19 protein-coding genes, 1 pseudogene and 1 riboswitch are annotated in these 19510 nt (G+C 37.0%); of the genes and pseudogenes, 9 read left to right on the top strand and 11 right to left on the bottom strand.

Annotation, left to right across the window (positions count from 1 at the left end; translation table 11 throughout):
• Positions 1-29 precede the first annotated feature (29 nt).
• Together phnC and phnD are read right to left on the bottom strand one after the other, a co-directional pair.
• Positions 30-804: pseudogene (gene phnC, locus ACF3N8_RS00485) on the bottom strand (phosphonate ABC transporter ATP-binding protein).
• A gap of 195 nt (positions 805-999) precedes the next feature.
• Positions 1000-1950: a phosphate/phosphite/phosphonate ABC transporter substrate-binding protein gene (gene phnD / locus ACF3N8_RS00490; RefSeq protein ID WP_392450035.1), complete on the bottom strand. Its 951-nt coding sequence runs from the start codon at positions 1948-1950 to the stop codon at positions 1000-1002.
• A 214-nt stretch (positions 1951-2164) separates the two neighbouring features.
• Between phnD and ACF3N8_RS00495 the strand changes: the two genes are divergently transcribed.
• A complete protein-coding gene (locus ACF3N8_RS00495) occupies positions 2165-3724 on the top strand; it encodes a hypothetical protein (protein ID WP_009383139.1) in 1560 nt (519 codons plus the stop codon).
• A gap of 172 nt (positions 3725-3896) precedes the next feature.
• Here ACF3N8_RS00495 and ACF3N8_RS00500 read toward each other — a convergent pair whose 3' ends face one another.
• Together ACF3N8_RS00500 and ACF3N8_RS00505 are read right to left on the bottom strand one after the other, a co-directional pair.
• On the bottom strand, positions 3897-5435 hold the full coding sequence (locus tag ACF3N8_RS00500) for a bifunctional metallophosphatase/5'-nucleotidase (RefSeq protein WP_392450037.1): 1539 nt from the start codon (positions 5433-5435) through the stop codon (positions 3897-3899).
• A gap of 18 nt (positions 5436-5453) precedes the next feature.
• Positions 5454-5759: an SdpI family protein gene (locus ACF3N8_RS00505; RefSeq protein ID WP_081502234.1), complete on the bottom strand. Its 306-nt coding sequence runs from the start codon at positions 5757-5759 to the stop codon at positions 5454-5456.
• On the opposite strand from ACF3N8_RS00505, the gene ACF3N8_RS00510 reads away from it, so the two are divergent.
• Both ACF3N8_RS00510 and thiC read left to right on the top strand, forming a co-directional pair.
• Entirely contained in the window at positions 5734-5985 is a 252-nt protein-coding gene (locus tag ACF3N8_RS00510; protein WP_009383141.1) for a hypothetical protein, read from the top strand. The genes ACF3N8_RS00505 and ACF3N8_RS00510 overlap by 26 nt on opposite strands.
• A gap of 980 nt (positions 5986-6965) precedes the next feature.
• A riboswitch (TPP riboswitch) is annotated at positions 6966-7068 on the top strand.
• A gap of 133 nt (positions 7069-7201) precedes the next feature.
• A complete protein-coding gene (gene thiC, locus ACF3N8_RS00515) occupies positions 7202-8947 on the top strand; it encodes a phosphomethylpyrimidine synthase ThiC (protein WP_238093867.1) in 1746 nt (581 codons plus the stop codon).
• 280 nt (positions 8948-9227) lie between these two features.
• Here thiC and ACF3N8_RS00520 read toward each other — a convergent pair whose 3' ends face one another.
• The 4 genes from ACF3N8_RS00520 to ACF3N8_RS00535 form a co-directional block, all read right to left on the bottom strand.
• Positions 9228-9989, bottom strand: a complete 762-nt coding sequence (locus ACF3N8_RS00520) for a MerR family transcriptional regulator (protein ID WP_009383143.1) — start codon at positions 9987-9989, stop codon at positions 9228-9230.
• A 289-nt stretch (positions 9990-10278) separates the two neighbouring features.
• Positions 10279-10797, bottom strand: a complete 519-nt coding sequence (locus ACF3N8_RS00525) for a YceI family protein (protein ID WP_017176645.1) — start codon at positions 10795-10797, stop codon at positions 10279-10281.
• Between the two features lie 111 nt (positions 10798-10908).
• Positions 10909-11184, bottom strand: coding sequence for a hypothetical protein (locus ACF3N8_RS00530; protein WP_238093869.1), 276 nt, complete (start codon positions 11182-11184; stop codon positions 10909-10911).
• A gap of 413 nt (positions 11185-11597) precedes the next feature.
• Entirely contained in the window at positions 11598-11912 is a 315-nt protein-coding gene (locus ACF3N8_RS00535; RefSeq protein WP_392450040.1) for a PadR family transcriptional regulator, read from the bottom strand.
• A 761-nt stretch (positions 11913-12673) separates the two neighbouring features.
• Between ACF3N8_RS00535 and ACF3N8_RS00540 the strand changes: the two genes are divergently transcribed.
• The 4 genes from ACF3N8_RS00540 (at position 12674) to ACF3N8_RS00555 (ending at position 14703) form a co-directional block, all read left to right on the top strand.
• Positions 12674-13201 carry a MarR family winged helix-turn-helix transcriptional regulator gene (locus ACF3N8_RS00540; RefSeq protein WP_238093871.1) on the top strand — a complete coding sequence of 176 codons (528 nt, stop codon included), beginning with the start codon at positions 12674-12676 and terminating at the stop codon, positions 13199-13201.
• A complete protein-coding gene (locus tag ACF3N8_RS00545; protein ID WP_009383148.1) occupies positions 13198-13563 on the top strand; it encodes a rhodanese-like domain-containing protein in 366 nt (121 codons plus the stop codon). Before ACF3N8_RS00540 ends, ACF3N8_RS00545 begins: the two co-directional genes overlap by 4 nt.
• A 250-nt stretch (positions 13564-13813) precedes the next feature.
• Entirely contained in the window at positions 13814-14434 is a 621-nt protein-coding gene (locus ACF3N8_RS00550) for a DUF1361 domain-containing protein (RefSeq protein WP_009383149.1), read from the top strand.
• Positions 14428-14703, top strand: coding sequence for a hypothetical protein (locus ACF3N8_RS00555; RefSeq protein ID WP_009383150.1), 276 nt, complete (start codon positions 14428-14430; stop codon positions 14701-14703). Before ACF3N8_RS00550 ends, ACF3N8_RS00555 begins: the two co-directional genes overlap by 7 nt.
• 44 nt (positions 14704-14747) lie before the next feature.
• On the opposite strand, the gene mdh is transcribed toward ACF3N8_RS00555, so the two are convergent.
• The 3 genes from mdh to ACF3N8_RS00570 form a co-directional block, all read right to left on the bottom strand.
• Entirely contained in the window at positions 14748-15689 is a 942-nt protein-coding gene (gene mdh / locus ACF3N8_RS00560; protein WP_009383151.1) for a malate dehydrogenase, read from the bottom strand.
• Positions 15690-16012: 323 nt separating this feature from the next.
• Positions 16013-16300, bottom strand: a complete 288-nt coding sequence (locus ACF3N8_RS00565; RefSeq protein ID WP_238102089.1) for a hypothetical protein — start codon at positions 16298-16300, stop codon at positions 16013-16015.
• Positions 16301-16331: 31 nt separating this feature from the next.
• A complete protein-coding gene (locus tag ACF3N8_RS00570) occupies positions 16332-17243 on the bottom strand; it encodes a GTP-binding protein (RefSeq protein WP_009383153.1) in 912 nt (303 codons plus the stop codon).
• A 222-nt stretch (positions 17244-17465) separates the two neighbouring features.
• Here ACF3N8_RS00570 and ACF3N8_RS00575 point away from each other — a divergent pair, with 222 nt between their 5' ends.
• Positions 17466-17906, top strand: a complete 441-nt coding sequence (locus tag ACF3N8_RS00575; protein ID WP_009383154.1) for a MarR family winged helix-turn-helix transcriptional regulator — start codon at positions 17466-17468, stop codon at positions 17904-17906.
• A gap of 415 nt (positions 17907-18321) precedes the next feature.
• On the top strand, positions 18322-19179 hold the full coding sequence (locus ACF3N8_RS00580) for an undecaprenyl-diphosphate phosphatase (protein ID WP_009383155.1): 858 nt from the start codon (positions 18322-18324) through the stop codon (positions 19177-19179).
• Positions 19180-19510 lie beyond the last annotated feature (331 nt).

Raw genomic sequence — 19510 nt, forward strand, 5'->3', positions numbered from 1 at the left:
TTAGCGACGCGTTCGTCACGAGATGTCATTTAGTCCACCCCCATTTTTTCGTCTGCTTTAATTGAACGACCGTAAATTTGCGCAAAAGCCTCGTCAGTAGCTTCTTCAACTGGTCCGTCAAATACAAGTTCTCCAGCTCTTAATCCAATGATACGTGTACCATATTGTCGCGCTAGATCGACAAAGTGTAAGTTAATGATGACTGTAATACCAAGTTGCTCGTTGATTTGTTTTAAGTCATCCATAACTTGCTTTGTTGTAAGTGGGTCGAGTGACGCGACTGGTTCATCGGCTAATATAAATAGATGATTCTTGGCATAAGGCACGTGCGATTGAAATACGTTGTTGTTGACCACCTGACAATTCGTCAGAACGGTGGTAGGCCTTTTCCAAAATGTTCACACGGTCTAACGCTTCAAGTGCTTTACGCTTATCTTCTTTCGGGAACCATCCGAGCACCATCTTCCACGTAGGGTGATAACCTACGCGTCCGCTGAGCACGTTACGAATAACGCTTGAGCGCTTAACTAAGTTAAAATGTTGGAAGATCATACCGATGTTACGTCTCATTTCAAGTAAAGATTTACCTGACGCTTTCGTGATAGATTTACCTTCGATGAAGATTTCACCTTCAGTAATATCGTGGAGACGGTTGATTGAACGTAATAAAGTCGACTTACCAGCACCTGATAAACCAACGATAACCGCGAAGTCCCCTTTCTCGATATTTAAGTTTATTTGATTCAAACCTTTATGGCCGTTATCGTATACTTTCGATACATTTTTAAATTCAATTTGACTCATTTCATTCACCTTTCAAATTAAAATAGAAAAAGGACGTGAGACAAAGTGCGATCCCACGTCCAATTTTAAATATGCTATTGATAACGGTTGTTAAATAGGCTCTATCAAGCCATGAACGCGTTATCAAGACAAAGTGGGATACGAAGTTATCCTTTAAGATCATGATCCTTCGTCCCACTCCCTCCCTTTAAAAGCTTATTTATTTACTTTTTTGCTGTATTCACGAACTACATCGAAGTTTTCATCTTTACCGTCTACATAACCTTCGTGGCTGTAAACTTCACTGATGATTTTGTGACCTTCTTTAGTTTTCGCGATATCTTTGAAAGCTTTAGAGATTTTGTCTTTCCATTCTTTATCCATGTCTGAACGCACTGAGATTGTATCGTTAGGAATGTCTTCAGTTGTATGGTTAACTTTTGTATCTTTAAATACGTTTGGTTCATCTTTCTTAACTGTGTTACGTGCATCTTGGAAAGTAGCAGCTGCATCAACATCGCCATTTAATAAAGCGATAATAGCTTGGTCATGACCTTTTACAGTTGTTACTTTCATGTCTTTAGCTGGGTTGATGTCTTCTTTCATTAACTCAGCTACAGGGAATGTGTAACCTGCAGTTGAAGTTACGTCTTGAAGCGCAATCTTTTTACCTTTAAGGTCTTTTAAAGATTTGATATTTGAATCTTTCTTAACTACGATTTGAGATTTGTAACTTGAAACTTTGTCTTTTGTTGGTGAACCGTCTTCTTCATTCACACCAAAACGTTGTGCTTGAAGTAATAAGTCAGCGGCTTTTTGTTCTTTTGCTAATGTGTAAGCAGTTGGTGGTAAGAAACCAACGTCAACTTTCTTAGATTTCATTGCTTCAACGATTGTGTTGTAGTTTGTTGAAACAGAAACTTTTACAGGAATATCTAATTCTTTAGATAATAATTTCTCAAGTGGTTTCGCTTTTGCTTCTAAAGTATCAGCGTTCTGAGAAGGTACGAATTGAACTGTTAATTCTTTAGGTTTATAGTCGCCACCTTCTTTATCTCCTTCACTTGATTTCTTATCAAGACTAGATTTGTTGCCACATGCTGCAAGTACTAAAGCTGTCGTTAAAATGAGCGCAAACACTTTTGATAAAAACTTATACGACTCCATATTTAATCCTCCAATTTAAATAGTGTCAAACCAAGCGTACCATAACTTTATTATATAAATTATTTAAATTTTGTAAAATGATTAAAGCTTTTTTGAAGATTGTAAATTTCTGATGGCGCTCTTTTAAGAATTATTTAGTTTGCCTACGCATGATTTAAAACCATTTGAAAAGCCTTTATGATATAAAGGGATAAATGAAGGAGGAGAGTCGTAAATGTCATACATAAAAAAATTAGCCACTTTAGGTTTACTATCAGCTGTTACATTTAGTTCTATTAATGTTGCACAAGCAGAAGATGCACCTGTATTAGGTGAAGATACTGGTAAAGGTACTGTTTTAGTCGATAATACGCACGGTCAAACGGCTGGTGCAGCGGATTGGGTTATCGACGGGGCTTTTTCTGATTATGGCCAATCTATTGCTGACCAAGGTTATCAAGTCAAAGAGTTACGTAAAGATAATACGATTTCTGAAGAAAGCTTAAAGGATGCTTCGATTCTTGTCATTCCAGAAGCGAATATTCCGATTAAAGATTGTGAACAAGAAGCCATCTTAAATTTCACTAAAAACGGTGGCAGTGTCGTGTTTATCTCAGATCACTATAATGCGGACCGTAATTTAAACCGTATTGATTCATCTGAAATTATGAACGGTTACCGCCGAGGTGCTTATAACGATATTACGAAAGACATGTCTGAAGCTGAAAAGAACTCAGATGAAATGAAAGGTGTAACGAATTCAGATTGGTTATCAGAGAACTTTGGGGTTCGTTTTCGTTATAATGCCTTAAACAATCTTAAGGCTACGAATATTGTTCAAGGTGAAAATGGCCTAAACATTGGCGACAACGTCAATAGTGTTTCGATGCATGCAGGTTCAACAGTAGCAATTACAAATCCTGAAATTGCTAAAGGTATCGTATATATGCCGGATAATTTAACAGAATCTGATAAATGGTCTCATGCCGTTGACCAAGGTGTTTACAATGGCGGCGGTAAGAAAGAAGGCGCTTATGTAGCGGTATCAAAAGTCGGCAAAGGTAAAGCGGCGTTTATCGGCGACTCTTCAATGGTTGAAGATAGTTCTCCTAAGTACAAACGTGAAGATAGCGGTGAATCGAAACGTACGTATGACGGCTTTAAAGAAGAAGATAATGGTCAATTACTTAAAAACTTAACGACTTGGTTAGGTAAGAAAGAAGCGTACACATCATTTAAAGAAAAAGGCATCGAATTAGATGAGAAGACACCGCTACTTGATTTCGAAACGCCTGAGAATAGTACAGAACCTCAAAAAGAACCTTGGAGCGAACCTAAAGATGGTTATAAATGGTATGACCCATCTACGTTCAAGCCAGGTAGTTATGGAAGTGGCGAAGCGCCAACTGAGGACCCTGAAAGTCCGAGTGACGACCCAAATGATACGCCTGAAACAAATGGTAACGCAACATTCGACTTACCTAGTCAATTCACAGCTGGCGATACTGAAACGTTCACAGTGAAATTATCAGGTTATCCTGCGAATCAAAAAGTGAGCGACCTTAAAGTTGGTATGTATAAAGCTGGTGGCGAACAAATTGGTCGAATTGCAAAAGATGGCGAAACAGCAGATAGTTACGGTTATAGTACGCCAACTTCAGTTACAACTGATGAGAACGGTAATGCGGTCCTTAAGTACACAGTTAAAGTGAAGGACGGAGCTACTGGCGAAGCGAATATTCGCTTAAAGCAAGGTAGTAAAACTGTTACAACGAAACAAATTAATGTTCAATAAATTGAATTAAAACAGTAAAAAGACTTGTTAGGACGTGTGATTGACGCCTAGCAAGTCTTTTTGAGTATGAATTTTTGGGGGCGGTTTTGAGCCCCCATTTTCCTGAATGGGTGGGAAGATAAAATATGGTTGTGGCGATCGTGAATAGATTCGCGGCTATGGCACCATGCGTTTAAAGCGTGACTTTGAATGTCGTCAAGTTAGGGATGTCGTTAGAGCCCTGATGTTTCAGGTATTGAATCAACATATCTGCGCCCTCAACGGGAATGTCCTTGACGATTTTACTTTCGTCAAACATCGCGTAATCCCCACCACCGACAGCGCGGTAGTTATTCATCACGACTTGATACGTTTGAGCGTCCGTAACCGGTTCCCCTTTGAACGTGACGTCGTGAACGCGAGCACCCGCTTCATTCGACGCGTGAATCGTATAGTCGATACCGGAATACATATCGTAATTGAAATGTTGCGGTTTCGGTTCAAGAAATGCTTGATTGACCGTAATGTCGCCATCTTCGACATCGAAATATGTCGCCGTCTTCTCAAGTGCTGCCTTTAACTCGGCACCAGTCACTTCAAGAACGTTGAACGTGTTCGGGAACGGATAGTTATCAATAATATCTCGCATCGTTACCGTCTTTGAAAAACCACGTGCGCTCGGAAACAGCGGCGTGCAAGAAATATCTACGCCTGCAAGGGACATCTGCGCGTGGTTGAGAAGATTTACGATCGGATGCGGCTTGATACGCGCCTTGAAATCGTCTTTAACAAGCATGTCTTCGTTTAAATGAACTAAAGGCGCGTCTAGCCATGCTTCAAGTTTATCTTGCGTGTCACGAACTGCTTGAGGCGCTTCTTGTGAAACCGTCTCTTCGGTAACTGGAATGAGATCAGTCGTTTGATGCTTAATGGTATGTTGTTGTGCGTCATATTGAAGTACGATCTTACCTAGGAAGTCGCCCTTTGAACCAGGCTGAACGATACTTACGCCCTCTTTGACCGTAGCGATTTCACGGTGTTGGTGACCTGTAATTAATACGTCAATGCCGTCTACTTCTTGTAATATTTGATAGCCCTCGTTCTCACCTGTTTGTTGTTCCGTTTCGTTTCCTGTTTCGAGATCACGTTCAAACCCGCCGTGGTAGCTCACTACGACGATATCTGCTTTGTCGCGAACAGATTGGATATGGGCTTTTAAATAAGAAACTGTGGTTTCAAATTCAAGTCCAGCAATGATTTCAGGTTTCTCCCAGTTCGGAATATAAGGCGTTGTAACGCCGATTATGGCAACTGTAACGCCATCGATTTCCTTGTAGACGACGTCGTGACCAGTGAACGGTTTGCCATCAGTCGTGATATTGGCAGACAACACCGGGTAATTCAGGCGGTCGAGCGTGTCATGCAGGTACGGTAAGCCGAAATTAAACTCGTGATTACCGATGACACCAACGTCAAATCCTATCTGATTATAGACCTTCGTTAACATTTCGCTCGATTGCAGCTCACTATTTAAATAGAAACAGAACGGCGAACCTTGGATGAAATCCCCGTTCTCAATGAGCAGGGTATTAGTGTTGGCTTGGCGTTCCTTTTCAATGAGTGTCTGAATCTTTAAAAGCCCTTTCGATAGTTCTTGGCCTTTATGTTGATAATTTGTTGGGAAGATGTATCCATGAATGTCACTTACGGATAAAATCACAATTTCTTTCATCTTTACTGCTCCTTTAAGTTAAATGTATTTCTCGACGAGATAGATGATCCAACCGATGCTTGCGAAAATGAGTACGGATTGAATGATGACGCTTGTAATCAGTACGTTGTCTGAGAAGTAGATGAGCGCGCATATGTCGAAAACGAATATGGGAACCGCGCATATACTGAGTCGTTTGAAAACCCTTAGGCTGAAGTGCGCCGATAGTTTTTGCGCGCGGATAAAGTTTTTAGTTGATTTGAGTGCTTTCGGGGTTCGGTACCCTACCCATCGATTCGGTTTCGTCGGCGGTAATTCTTTGAAAAGATTAGCGAGTGCGAACATAAATAAGCTTGCCGGTAGTAGTGTGATGGTAACCCCTCCTTTGTATGTGGTTGGCGGTTTGTGTAATACGGATAGTGCTGGTGTACGTAGACGTAGTGATGGCGTCGGTGTATGTTTACGTGGTGTCGGTGCTCGTTTACGACGCGGTGCTAGGGCTGGCGTCGGAGTACTTAAACGTGGTGTCGGCGCTCGTTTACGACGCGGTGTCGGGTTTAGTATTGTTTAGAGCTGTTACGGCGGGTTTGATTTACACGTTTCTTAAGTCTTGTAAATTTAGACCCATTTGGTTTACACGTTTTTGTAGTCTTGTAATCTAAAAGCCCTATGGTTTACACGTTTTCCAAGTCTAGTAAATTAAAAGCCATTTCATTTACACGTTTCTGCAGTCTTGTAATTTAAAAGCCCTTTGATTTACACGTTTTCGTAGTCTTGTAATTTAAAAGCCATTTGATTTACACGTTTCTGCAGTCTTGTAATTTAAAAGCCATTTGATTTACACGTTTTCCAAGTCTTGTAAATTTAGACCCGCTTGATTTACACGTTTCCGATTTCTTGTAATTGTAGATGTAATACTCCCGTTTATCACGTTCCAATTTTCTTGATAAACCAACGCCCTTCGTTTATCACGTTTTACTTTTCTTGATAAACCAAGCCCCTTCAATTATCACGTTCTACTTTTCTTGATAAACCAACGCCCTTCGTTTATCACGTTTCTACTTTCTTGATAAACCAACGCCCTTCGTTTATCACGTTCTACTTTTCTTGATAAACCAAGCCCCTTCAATTATCACGTTTGAACTTTCTTGATAAACCAACGCCCTTCAATTATCACGTTTGAATAAACGTGATAAACCGACTTTCTTAAAGGGCTTTTCACAGGGCGACGGGACAAAGCAAGTATGCGTTATGTAAGACAACGTTTATCAATTAGCGATACTTTAGCAGTTAGTGAATAGTTACGTAAGACGGCGTTTGGCCATTAGTGAAAATTCGATAGCTAGTTTAAAGGTACGTAAGACGACGTTTATTAATAAGCGATAAATTTGCAGTTAAATCAACGTTACTTAAGACTGCCAATAAGCAATGACTACAAAAAGTTTCCGAACCTGTAAACCTCACTGAAATACCAGTATCCAACCTTTCATAAATTTTTGATTATTTGTCTTTTCAAAAAATGAATGATAGAGTAATAATTATAAATTAAATATTTGTTGCTAGGGGTGCCATTTGAGCTGAAAGAAACGATTTGTTTTAACCCTTTGAACCTGATTTGGTTAGTACCAACGTAGGGAAGCATGACACATATCTATTTTAACATTGAATGGATATCCTGTTGTACTATATATGATGCAATAGGATTATTTTATGATACATAGATACCTCATGGGGTTGTTTAGCCCTTTGTGCCTCCTAGCAATTAAAATTGTTTAGGAGGTTTTTTTGTGAATCAAGAAGAGATTGAGTTAAAGAAACAGTTTCCATCTAGTAAGAAGATTTACATTTCTGGTGAGGATCCTGATATCAAGGTGCCTTTCCGTGAAATTACGCTTTCTAATACGGTGACGGATGAAGGCGAACGCGAAAACCCACCGTTTGTAGTTTATGACACGGCTGGACCTTACCATGATGACGATTATGAAGTCGATGTGAAACGTGGTATTCCAAAATTACGTGAACAATGGATTAACGACCGTGACGACATTGAAACGTATGAAGGTCGTAAAGTTCAATCATTAGATAACGGATTCAAAAAAGAAGGTCATGACAAATTTGTTGAAACACCTTTCGAATATCAACCTAAACGTGCGAAATCAGAACAAAATGTAACGCAAATGCATTACGCGAAACAAGGTATCATTACGAAGGAAATGAAATTCATCGCGGCACGTGAAAATATGTCAGCGGAATATGTGCGTGATGAAGTTGCACGTGGACGCGCTATTATTCCAAACAACGTCAACCACCCTGAGTCAGAACCGATGATTATTGGTAAAAACTTCCAAGTTAAAATTAACGCTAACATCGGTAACTCTGCCGTAAGTTCTTCAATCGAAGCAGAAATTGAAAAACTTGTATGGGCGACTCATTGGGGCGCTGACACTATCATGGATTTATCTACAGGTAAAAACATTCACGCGACTCGTGAATATTTATTACGTAACTCACCTGTTCCAGTTGGTACTGTTCCAATTTACCAAGCACTTGAAAAAGTAGACGGTATTGCTGAAAACTTAACTTGGGAAATCTATCGCGATACATTAATCGAACAAGCTGAACAAGGCGTAGACTACTTTACAATTCACGCTGGTGTTCGCTTACACTATGTGCCACTAACTGTCGATCGTTTAACAGGTATCGTATCTCGTGGTGGTTCAATCATGGCACAATGGTGTCTTGCGCATCATAAAGAAAGCTTCTTATATGAACACTTCGATGAAATCTGTGAAATTTGTAATAAATACGATATCTCGATTTCACTTGGTGACGGTTTACGTCCTGGCTCAATTTACGATGCGAACGACGAAAGCCAAATCGAAGAGTTAAAAACACTTGGTGAACTTACAGACATCGCTTGGGAACACGATGTTCAAGTGATGATTGAAGGTCCTGGACATGTACCACTTCAAAAGATTAAAGAAAACCAAGATCTCGCTGACTTCCATTGTAAAGAAGCACCATTCTACACGCTTGGACCGCTAACAACAGACATTGCGCCAGCTTACGACCATATCACATCAGCAATTGGTGCTGCGAAGATCGCAAGCCACGGTACGGCGATGTTATGTTATGTAACACCTAAAGAACATCTAGGTTTACCTGATAAAAACGACGTTCGCGAAGGTGTTGTGACATATAAAATTGCAGCGCATGCGGCCGATTTAGCAAAAGGACTTCCTAATGCGCAAGACCGTGATGACGCGATTAGTCGTGCGCGTTTTGAATTCAGATGGTACGACCAATTCAATTTATCATTAGATCCTGACCGTGCTAGAAGTTATCACGATGAAACACTTCCAGCTGAATCAGCTAAAGTCGCGCACTTCTGTAGTATGTGTGGACCTAAGTTCTGTTCAATGCGTATTTCACACGACCTTAGAAAGTCTTATAAAGATAAGGAAGAAAAAGAAGAAGGTCTTCGCCAAAAAGCAGAAGAATTCGTAGACAAAGGTAGCAAAATCTACCATTAATAGAACGCTTAACATACACCCTTTATAGATAAAACTAAACGCTTACAAATAGAAAATCATAATCATTATTCAATTCACCACAAAAGGCCGGTCACGGAAATGACTGGCCTTTTTCCTTATGCATAATAATTAATTATTTATTACAATAAAGTAGCTCTATAGATCAATTTCCTGACAGCTGACTCCTAGGGGAGTAGCGTGCGTCCTGAGACTACAGGCTCAGGCCACGCCCCAGGAAAGCATGCTGTTAAAGGAAATTGCAAATGACTGGACTTTTTCCTTATGCATAATAATCGATTATTTCTTTTAATAAATGAACGGATGGCTTTACCGTCTTAGAATTGTAGTACGCACTGAATCGTTCATCAGCGACATACATCTCAGCAAGCGATTTATGATACTCAGCATTGTAGTATGGCGCATAAATTTCAAGCCAACGTTTATGTGCTTCAAATGCATCTTTAGCAACTGGATCGTCTAAATCATAGGACGATTGTTCCAGCAATGTATTTAATGAACGAATCAGTTTCTCTTCTTGTTCAATCCCCTCTTGGTACGCGCTTTCAGTTAAGTGTTCCCACTTTTCATTCGCCTGTTTAATCGTAGTTTCGTCGTACTTCGCACGAACTTCATCGCCAAATTCTTTCTCATTTTCTTTAATTTTTTCATGTTTAAAAGCCCTAAATTTATCTGCTTGATTCATTTCAAACCCTCCTTCATAATACGCAATCATGTTATCAATCTCACTTAAGTAAATTTTAAGTTGTGAGACTTGTTTTTGAAATCTCGACTTTTGGTCCTTTAAGATATCTATCGAAGGCTCGCCTTCATCTAATATACGTTTAATTTCAGTTAACTTTACACCAAGCTTGCGGTAAAACAATATTAATTGCAGTCGGTCTAAAGAGGCTGCATCGTATAAACGCTCACCGCTAAACGTTGTTTCATCAGGTTTTAACAACCCTATCTCATCGTAGTATCTAAGCGTTCTCGTACTAACATGTGACATTTTAGAGACATCCTTAATTGAGTACTGTGTCATCATATCCCTCCTTTCACGACTTAATTTACACGTTGACGCAACGTCAACTTCAAGGGGTCTGTGACATAAATCGTGAAATAGAGCATTTAAGCTTTATTTCATACAATTCTCAAAACAGCTGACTCCTAGGGGAGTAGCGTGAGTCTGGAGACTACAGGCTCCAGCCACGCCCCAGGAAAGCATGCTGTTTTAAGGGAATTGTAGTATTTTGTCCTAGACCCACATCAATAATCAATCATTTCTCATGAAAAAAGGCTGGACGCTAAACGCCCAGCCTATTTATGAAATCTTAATCGTCTTCTACTTCAAATTCAGCATCTGCTTCAAATTTAACTTCTTTACCTAGCATCACACCGCCTGTATCAAGTGCTTGGTTAAATGTAATGCCGTATTTCTCGCGGTCGATTTTACCGCTTACGATAAAGCCAGTTACAAAACCATTTGTCATAGGATTCTTACTTACACCGTTATATTCAAGTTCAAATGTTTCTTCGTGCGTTTCGCCAGCAATTGTAAGTTGACCTGTCACAGATGTTTCTGTAATTGATGTTGTTTCGAACTCAATTGTTGGATACTTTTCAACATTGAAGAAGTCTTCGTTTTGAAGATGTTTATCACGATCTTCATTCTTCGTATTTATTGAAGCGACGTCAATCTTAACGTTTGCTTTGATTGTACTTAAATTACTGATGTCACCTGTAACGTCTACATCATATTTTTCAAAAGTCCCTTTGACTTTAGAAACCATTAAATGCTTAATACCGAATTCAAGTGAACTATGGACCTGATCAAATTTAAACTGAGTCATAAAAATCCTCCTTGGATTAAGTATAATTTTTATACCTTTATTATAAAAAAATAAAGCCTATAAGTAAAAAGTCGTGCTTAAAATCAAAATATAAAGGAAGATGGACTATCCTTAGTCCATAACTTCCTCGTCAGGATCATGGTCAATCGCTTTCGTATCTTGACCAAGAACCTGACCGATGGTTGCGCGCCATACATCTTTAGTATAGAAGTGACGTAAACCATCTTTTTTAGCGAAAGGAATTAGGGTGCCATCTTCCAACCATTGATCTACAAGTGCTTCTGGAATTCCTTCCGCTACCATTTCAAGTTCATCTGTGATTAGATTCGTCCACTCTAATGTAATAGCTTCCGGATTCACAAATAATTGCTTATTTGAATCACACATGTAAACAACCACCTCACTCAAAATTTTGTAAGGGGCTTAGCCGAAAGAGAACACCATTTAAACACCATATTATAAAAAGTGTTAATCCCTTCCATAATTACTCTACCCACTTACTATGTTGTTAAATTATTCCAAACCCAAACTTCCATGTAACAATTTTCTTTTCGTGTTGTGTTACATGAAATTTTATGATGTTGCATTCATTCTAAACTTTGAACGATATTTAAATGGTACTTATAATTCGATAATAAAATTCTTAATTAAGGTATTACGATAATACTTAAGAAAATTTATATAAAATATGATGATAAATTGAAAGGGTAACTAAGTTCTTCACTCATTACCCTTCATATATTTAGATTTATGACTAATTAATTTTATCCATGTAATTTACATATTAAGTATTCAAAAGATTAATTCGACTTAGGCCCGTCTTCATAGAGCTTTACTAAATGCTTAAGTCTTTCATTTTCAACTTTTAATACTTCTTCGCCTAACTCAGTTATGATATATACCTTTCTACGATCTAACGCATCACTGAGACTTCGAATATATTGATGCTTTTTTAAGTTTTCAATTGCGCCGTACAAAGTACCCGCAGCAATATTCACATCATTTTCGCTCATTTCTCGAATAACCTGCATGATAGCATACCCATGCAAAGGCTCTCTTAGTACAAGCAATATGTAATGCATCGTTTCGGAAAGTGGTAAAAGTTTATTACGCATAATTACACCTCTCGTAATGCTTTTACCAATTATAAAGTCAGACTATATAGTTCAACTATATATAATGACAATATAATTGTAAAGTGTATTTGTAACAATTAACAAAGTCCTAACATCATTTATTTACAATTAAAGTTGTTAAAAAAGTAAATCATGTAAAATTCAAATAATAAATTGCTTCAAATTTATTTTTCCACTTTCATACTACCTTTTTTTTCCAAAACACTTCAAGCATTTACATTAAATGGCAAAAGTCAGTTCAACACTTACACCAATCCGAACTTTTTACACGCATTCACAAATATGTCACAACTCATAAAATAATTTTGCTAATTAAATAGTGATTTTCTTCACAATATGATACAATGAATTTGTGAACGAGTTAACATGATTATGAGGAGTTCTTTAAATTAAACCTCCACCTAAAAGAAGAAAAAATAATGATTAATTCGAATCCAAAGTAAGTATAATATGTTGAAACTCTATCATCCCTAAACTGAGATAATTATTACTATATTTAACTCCTAGTCATTAACGTTCACATTTGCAGTATGTATAACGCAAGATATGTATCATCCCCCTAGTGATCATATCCTGCATAACAGAATCTGGAGTATTGGTCTATTTACCCCCTCCTGTTATATGATCGTGAGCCAAAGTATTTCCCCTAATACTTTGGCTTTTTTTGTTTGGCATTAGATAGAATACATGATACCTTTAATTTAGTTAGGAACCTAACTAAATTAACAGAGGAGCTTTTCATGTCAGATTTATATATTGTTGATCAACCTACCCACAAGAGCTTAAATAAGTTAAGTAGCGAGGTTCAAAACATTGATCAATCGTCTGTTTTAACTTATTTAGATATGCATAACACTTACCAAGAGATGAAATCTCATTATGACACTTTGCTACAAAGATATAACCTCACCCAATCACGCTTCACAATTATGATGCTTTTATATCGTGAAAATAATCATACGCTATCGCCATCTCATTTAGCTAAAAAGGTGAATGCTAAGAAGTCTACGATTACTGGTATCGTTGATGGATTAGAACGAAAAAATTGGATAACTAAAGTTGCTTCACAAAATGATAAACGTTCTAAATCAGTAAAACTCACACAAGAAGGTGAAGATATTCTACTATCTTTTTTACCTTACAATTATGATTACGTCGCTCGTGTATTCAAGTACTTAAGTAATGAAGAAAGAGACAAATTATCGAATTTACTTTTGAAAATACGTAAAGGGATAAATGCGTTATCTAACGAGGAGGATAATATATGAATAAAGTAGACCTTTTAGAAGCTTATCTAAGTTTGTATATTGATCATCACACTGTATTAGACAAAATTGAAAACAACGATGAACGTTATGTCATTATTGATGTGCGTAATGCACCGTCTTTTGTCAAAAAAGATAAAATCAAAACAGCTTTAGAGATTCCTGCTAAAGATTTAAAACATCATTTAAAAGATTTAAACAAAGAGAACATATATGTTGTCTATGATTGGACTGGTGGAACAATACTTGGTAAAGAAGCTTTATTAATGCTTTATAGGGAAGGTTTCGAGGCATATGAATTAGCTGGCGCTCTTGAAGGATGGAAAGGTATGAATTTACCTTTAGAACCTGTAGCGTCTGAGTAGATTATGAAAATTTGTATGAAAATATTAGATTAATAAGGTTCACGCCTCACATATATAAAACAAGGGCTGTAGATTACTTACAATCTACAGTCCTTTCTACATTCACTTCATTTCTCTAAAGTTTCAAATTTTAAAATTATATCTCAGTGCATATTTATCTTTTGAATTTTCTCTAATTTTATGTAAGATATAGGTTTGTAACGCTTGATATATGTCATCAAAAACTAGCGTTTAAGAAGGAAGGTTACTTATGTTAGCGAGGTACATCGCCCGTACATTATTTTTAGTATTACTATTAATATCTTTATTCGTTAAACATTTCTTCGGATTTATGACATTAAATTTAATTCTTGCATATATACCTTATGAATTAAGCCTATTACTTCGCGTGTTCAAACCTCACAAGAAGTACGAGTGGCCGTTATTCGTTATATATTCAATCGTCTTTTTCTTACTCGTGCCGAATACATTTTATATGGTCACAGACTTAATTCACTTAAACCAGTTCGCCTTTAATTTCCTAGGCGGCGTCAACCTTATGGAATGGGCGCACTTCTCATATCTATTTGCAGCAATTATGCTTGCATTATATTGCTATATTTTAATTTTTATGGAGTTAAGAAGGTTCACCTCTTCAAAAGCCATGAACCGCATTTTCTTCATTTTACTAGTTGTATTAAATGCGCTAGGCATCTATGTAGGACGTTTCCTTAGATTCCATACGGTATACCTAATTGAACAACCTTTATACATTCCGATTAAAGTCTTTAAATCACTCGATCTTGAAAGTGTTTTATTTATACTTTTACTTATCGGATTACAATCCTTATTAATTCTTATGGTGAAAGGTGTGCGTGAGATCAGATGTTAATATTATTTATCGTACTCATCATTGCAATTCAACTCGCAATAGGCCACTTAATGCATAAGAATGGTATACCTTTAAAGCTAAGCATCTTACTTATGTTCTTACCTTTAGGGATTGGTGTTTTCTTACTTCAAATCTTTCATTACGAACGTAAGTATCCGAATTGGGAAGTGCCTTTTCAAGTGAAAATAAGATTAAAGTATATCTACTTATTAACATTACTTGAATTCATCTTGCTTTATCTCATATTTTCATTATTTATCGCCCATTAAAAAAGCCTCGGACATCCGCTATGTCCGAGGTTTTTACTTTGAAATTATGAATTTAAAGTAAGAGCTGATTTAACCTTTTCAACAGAAGCAGCAGACTCATCAAGTTGTTTTTGCTCTTCTTCAGTAAGTTTAAGTTCAACAACACGTTTAACGCCTTCAGCACCTAAAATCGTTGGTACGCCTAGACAAATGTCGTTGTAACCATATTCACCTTCTAAGTAAGCAATCGCTGGTAATACACGGTTTTGATCTTTAATAATCGCTACCATCATTTCGTATACAGCAGCTGCTGGCGCGTAATATGCAGAACCTGTTTCTAATAATGATACGATTTCTGCGCCACCTTGTTGCGTACGCTCAACGATGCATTTAATCGCTTCATCATCTAGTAATTCAACTAACGGAACACCGTTTACGTTACAGTGACTGATGATAGGTACCATTGTATCACCGTGTCCACCTAACACTAGGCCTGTAACATCTTTTGTAGACATTTCTAAAGATGCTGCAACGAATGTATTAAAACGAGCTGTATCTAACACACCTGATTGACCAAGTACACGTGATTTAGGGAAACATGATACTTTTTGTACCACATATGTCATCGCATCTACAGGATTAGTTAGCACGATGATTGTACAATTTGGAGAATATTTAACGATCTTTTCAGTCGCTTCTTTCATAATTGCTTCATTCGTTTGAACTAAGTCATCACGACTCATGCCAGGTTTACGTGGTGAACCAGCTGTGATTACAACTACGTCTGAATTCTCAGTAGCTGAGTAATCTGTAGTTCCTGTAACGTTCACGTCGAAACCAAATACTGGACCACTTTCAAGGATATCTAATGCTTTACCTTTAACCGATTTCTCTGATTGTGGACGGTCGATTAATACGACATCTGCAAGTTCATTTTGAGCTACAATTGAAGCTAAAGTGGAACCTGTATGACCTGCACCGATAATTGAAACCTTTTTTCTACTCATGTTTAAAGTCATCTCCTAACCTTATTTATACGTCTTAATTATACCATTTTTTCGGAAAAGAAAGTGTAAAACAATTTAAAAAATTTATTATAATCATTCATTTATTAATCGTGTGGATTCCGCGTGGCAACAAATGAATTGTGCGTAATTAAATATGGCGCCGTGCGCTATGTTTGCAGAATAAATTGCTTTAAAAAGAACTTTCTATTCTATCATTTCCTTATTACCCTTTTAATAAACAGTTTCTGCCAATCTCTGAAAAGCCCTTTAAATAAAAAAATTCGCTACTCCACGGAGTAGCGATTTTCAAGAAATGAAAGATTTTATAAACGCGGTAATAAATACGTAATAAGGTATACCGCGAAGAATAATGTGATAGCTAAGGTATAAAATAGCAACATAACAGACGTCTTCTTGTAGTTAAGTACGATGAACGAGATAAATAATAATACGACGTGATAAATCGTAAAGCCACCTAGAAGTAATAGCATTAACGTCAGTTGTGGAATAGCGAAAAACACGATTAATAATAACAACGCAAAGATAATATAAGGAAATAAAATAAAATTCCGTTGAAATGTCTTTAATTGTTTTTGGTTGTGTTGTGACATGTTGACACTCCTTTTAAACTAACATCTTAAATTATGTAAATTGTAACATATCCAATTGATTTCGTATTCTAGCTTTATCTAAATCAGAACCTATTATGACGATTTTTAATGGACCCTCGTAGTCTATGACTTCAAAGTCTGGTAGCGTGTTCGCATATTGGAAAATGATTGTATGCTCAGGATCATCTTGAAATTTCAAAAAGCCTTTTACACGAAGAATCGAATCAGGCAGTTTCAAAATAAAGTTATAGAACAGCTGGCGATTAATGGCACCTTGAAATGCATACGTCATACTACTGAGCGATGGATGTTTATGTGCGATACCATTTAGATTCACGTCTTTAGGGTGCATGTTACTTAAGTCAGCTTTGCTATAGGACGTAAATTGTTTCTCGATATTCGGATAATCGGTCTCTAATTCATCTTTCAGCGCCTTGAGCCTAGGCTCACTTAATTGATCGACCTTGTTTACAATAATGCTATGGCTTGCTTTCATTTGTTGCTCCATAAGACGCTTTGTATCATCTGTATAGCGATGACGGTTTAAATAATTAGGCCCATCCATAACACCGATGACTAATGGCGCTTTCACTTTATCTACAATGAGCGGATGTTGACAACCTTCAATAACGTCAATCGGTGATGAAACGCCTGAAGCTTCGATGACAATATGTGTGATATCGTGATGTGTCACGAGCTCTAATATCGTTTGAACTAAATCATCTTGAAGCGAGCAGCATATGCATCCGTTCAATAATGCCCTTTTTTCATAATTTGTGTCAAAAAGCGTACTATCTATGTCAAAATTTCCAAATTCATTCACAATGAACGCGATTTTCTCATTTTCTTTTAATATTTGAGTTGTATAATGATTAACAAGTGTGGTCTTACCGCTTCCCAGAAAGCCGTTTATGATTGTGATTGTTGGTTTATTAGCAGTCATTGTCATACCTCTTTTCTGTATATACTACACTTACTATACTATGTTAGTACATTCTTATCTTTTAACTTGATTAAACTGAAGTTATCTTCTAAAATTTATGCATGCTTTGTTTTCAAACGTGGCAGGAAATCAAAGTGTCTATAAGAGATAAATTGCTTATCAAGGACGGAAAAAATCCGCTTAGAGAGAGAAAACGGATAGAATGTCTGGAGGAGAACTGTTATGTCAGAACATCTTAATTTAAAAGAGCAACTTTGTTTTAGCCTGTACAATGCTCAAAGACAAGTCAATAGATACTACTCAAATCACATTTTCAAAAAGTATAAATTGACTTACCCACAATTCTTAGTGTTATCAATTTTATGGGAAGAATCTCCTGTAAATGTCAAAAAAGTCGTTACAGACTTAGCATTAGATACAGGAACTGTATCACCTTTATTAAAGCGTATGGAACAAGTTGATTTAATCAAAAGACAACGTTCTGAAGTCGATCAACGTGAAGTTTTTGTTCACTTAACTGACAAAAGTGAAGCTATGCGTAGCGAACTTCAAGATGCTTCTAAAAAGGTTGCAGAAGCTTCTTCATTAAATAAGAAAGAAGTTAAAGAACTTAATACCTTATTAGAACAAATCATTGATGCATTTTCTGAAACAAAGTCATAATTTCTTATGCACATTGACGAATGCACGTAACATAAATTTTAATAAACAAGATATACATTTGCTGTTATGTTTTGCATAACCACCCCCGGATGTATATACAGGGGTACGGGCATAGGCACGTGCTTGTGTCACGTCCCCTTCTGTTTTTAAATTTTTAAACGTCTTTGTCACTTACTAACATACATTACATACACGTTTCATATTACGGCGCACCTTTCATCACTTATCGTTGTGAGAGGTGCTTTTTTATATCTCTAACATTAATGTGATTCGTCTTTTAAATATTCCCATAAATCAATAGCACTACGGGTACATAGGACTTTTGCCGTATCTTTGGTGTCAAAGTAGCACAATTCAAATTGACTATGCTATCATAAGAATTTGAAAAGAGAAGATAGACGAAAGTAGGTAAAACATGGCTATATTAGAATTAATCAAAGCTATCGTGCTCGGCATGGTAGAAGGTTTAACAGAGTTTGCGCCTGTTTCTTCCACAGGTCATATGATCTTAATAGATGATATGTGGCTTAAATCTAAAGAGTTTTTAGGACCACAATCTGCATTTACATTTAAAGTCGTTATCCAATTAGGTTCTGTTTTCGCTGCGGCATGGGTATTTAGACATCGTTATTTCGAAATGCTTCATCTGGAAAAGGCCCCTAAGAACGCGAAAGAAAAACGTGGCGGACGCCTTAAACTGACACACATTCTTGTTGGTATGATTCCAGCAGGGATTCTAGGACTTATCTTCGATGACTTTATCGAAGAACATTTATTCAGTGTACCTACCGTATTAATCGGCCTATTCTTAGGTGCAATTTACATGATTATTGCAGACATTTACAGTAAGAAAGTTAAAAACCCTAAAACTGTTGATGAAATCACTTACTTCCAAGCTTTAATCATCGGTTTATCACAAGCCATCGCGATGTGGCCAGGTTTCAGTCGTTCCGGTTCAACTATTTCAACAGGTGTTCTTATGAAGATGAACCACAAAGCGGCTTCAGACTTTACCTTTATGATGGCAGTACCAATCATGCTTGGTGCGAGTGCTAAATCACTAATCAGTAACCTTGAATATATTACTGCAGACCAAATTCCATTTTACTTACTTGGATTTTTAGGTGCCTTTATTTTCGGTTTAATTGCAATCAAATTATTCTTATCATTAATTAGTAAAGTTAAGTTAATTCCATTCGCAATCTACCGTATCATTTTAGTTATCATTATCGCGATCGTCTATTATGGTTTCGGTATCGGAAAAGGCCTGTAAGATATTGATTATATTAAGAACAGACTAAGTCAAAGTTTAGAAATGAGCTAAATCGCTTTATTTTTTACAATTCCAAAACAGCTGACTCAGAGGGCGGGGCCCCGGCAAAGAAATTTGCATAGCAAATTAACAAGCTATGCAAGCCGGGGCTCTTTCTCATGAACAAAGTAGCATCGCTACTTTGTAAGTCCAACTAACAAACTGAAAGTTTGAGTTGGGCTTTACAGGAAAGCATGCTGTTTAAAGGAATTGTTTTGATGTCCTAGTCTGTTCTTTTTTTATGACAAACAATATATATGAAGCCATTTATTCTTTGTACGTATCAAATGTC

Origin of the sequence: Staphylococcus massiliensis (assembly GCF_043186315.1) — a bacterium.
GTDB lineage: Bacteria > Bacillota > Bacilli > Staphylococcales > Staphylococcaceae > Staphylococcus > Staphylococcus massiliensis.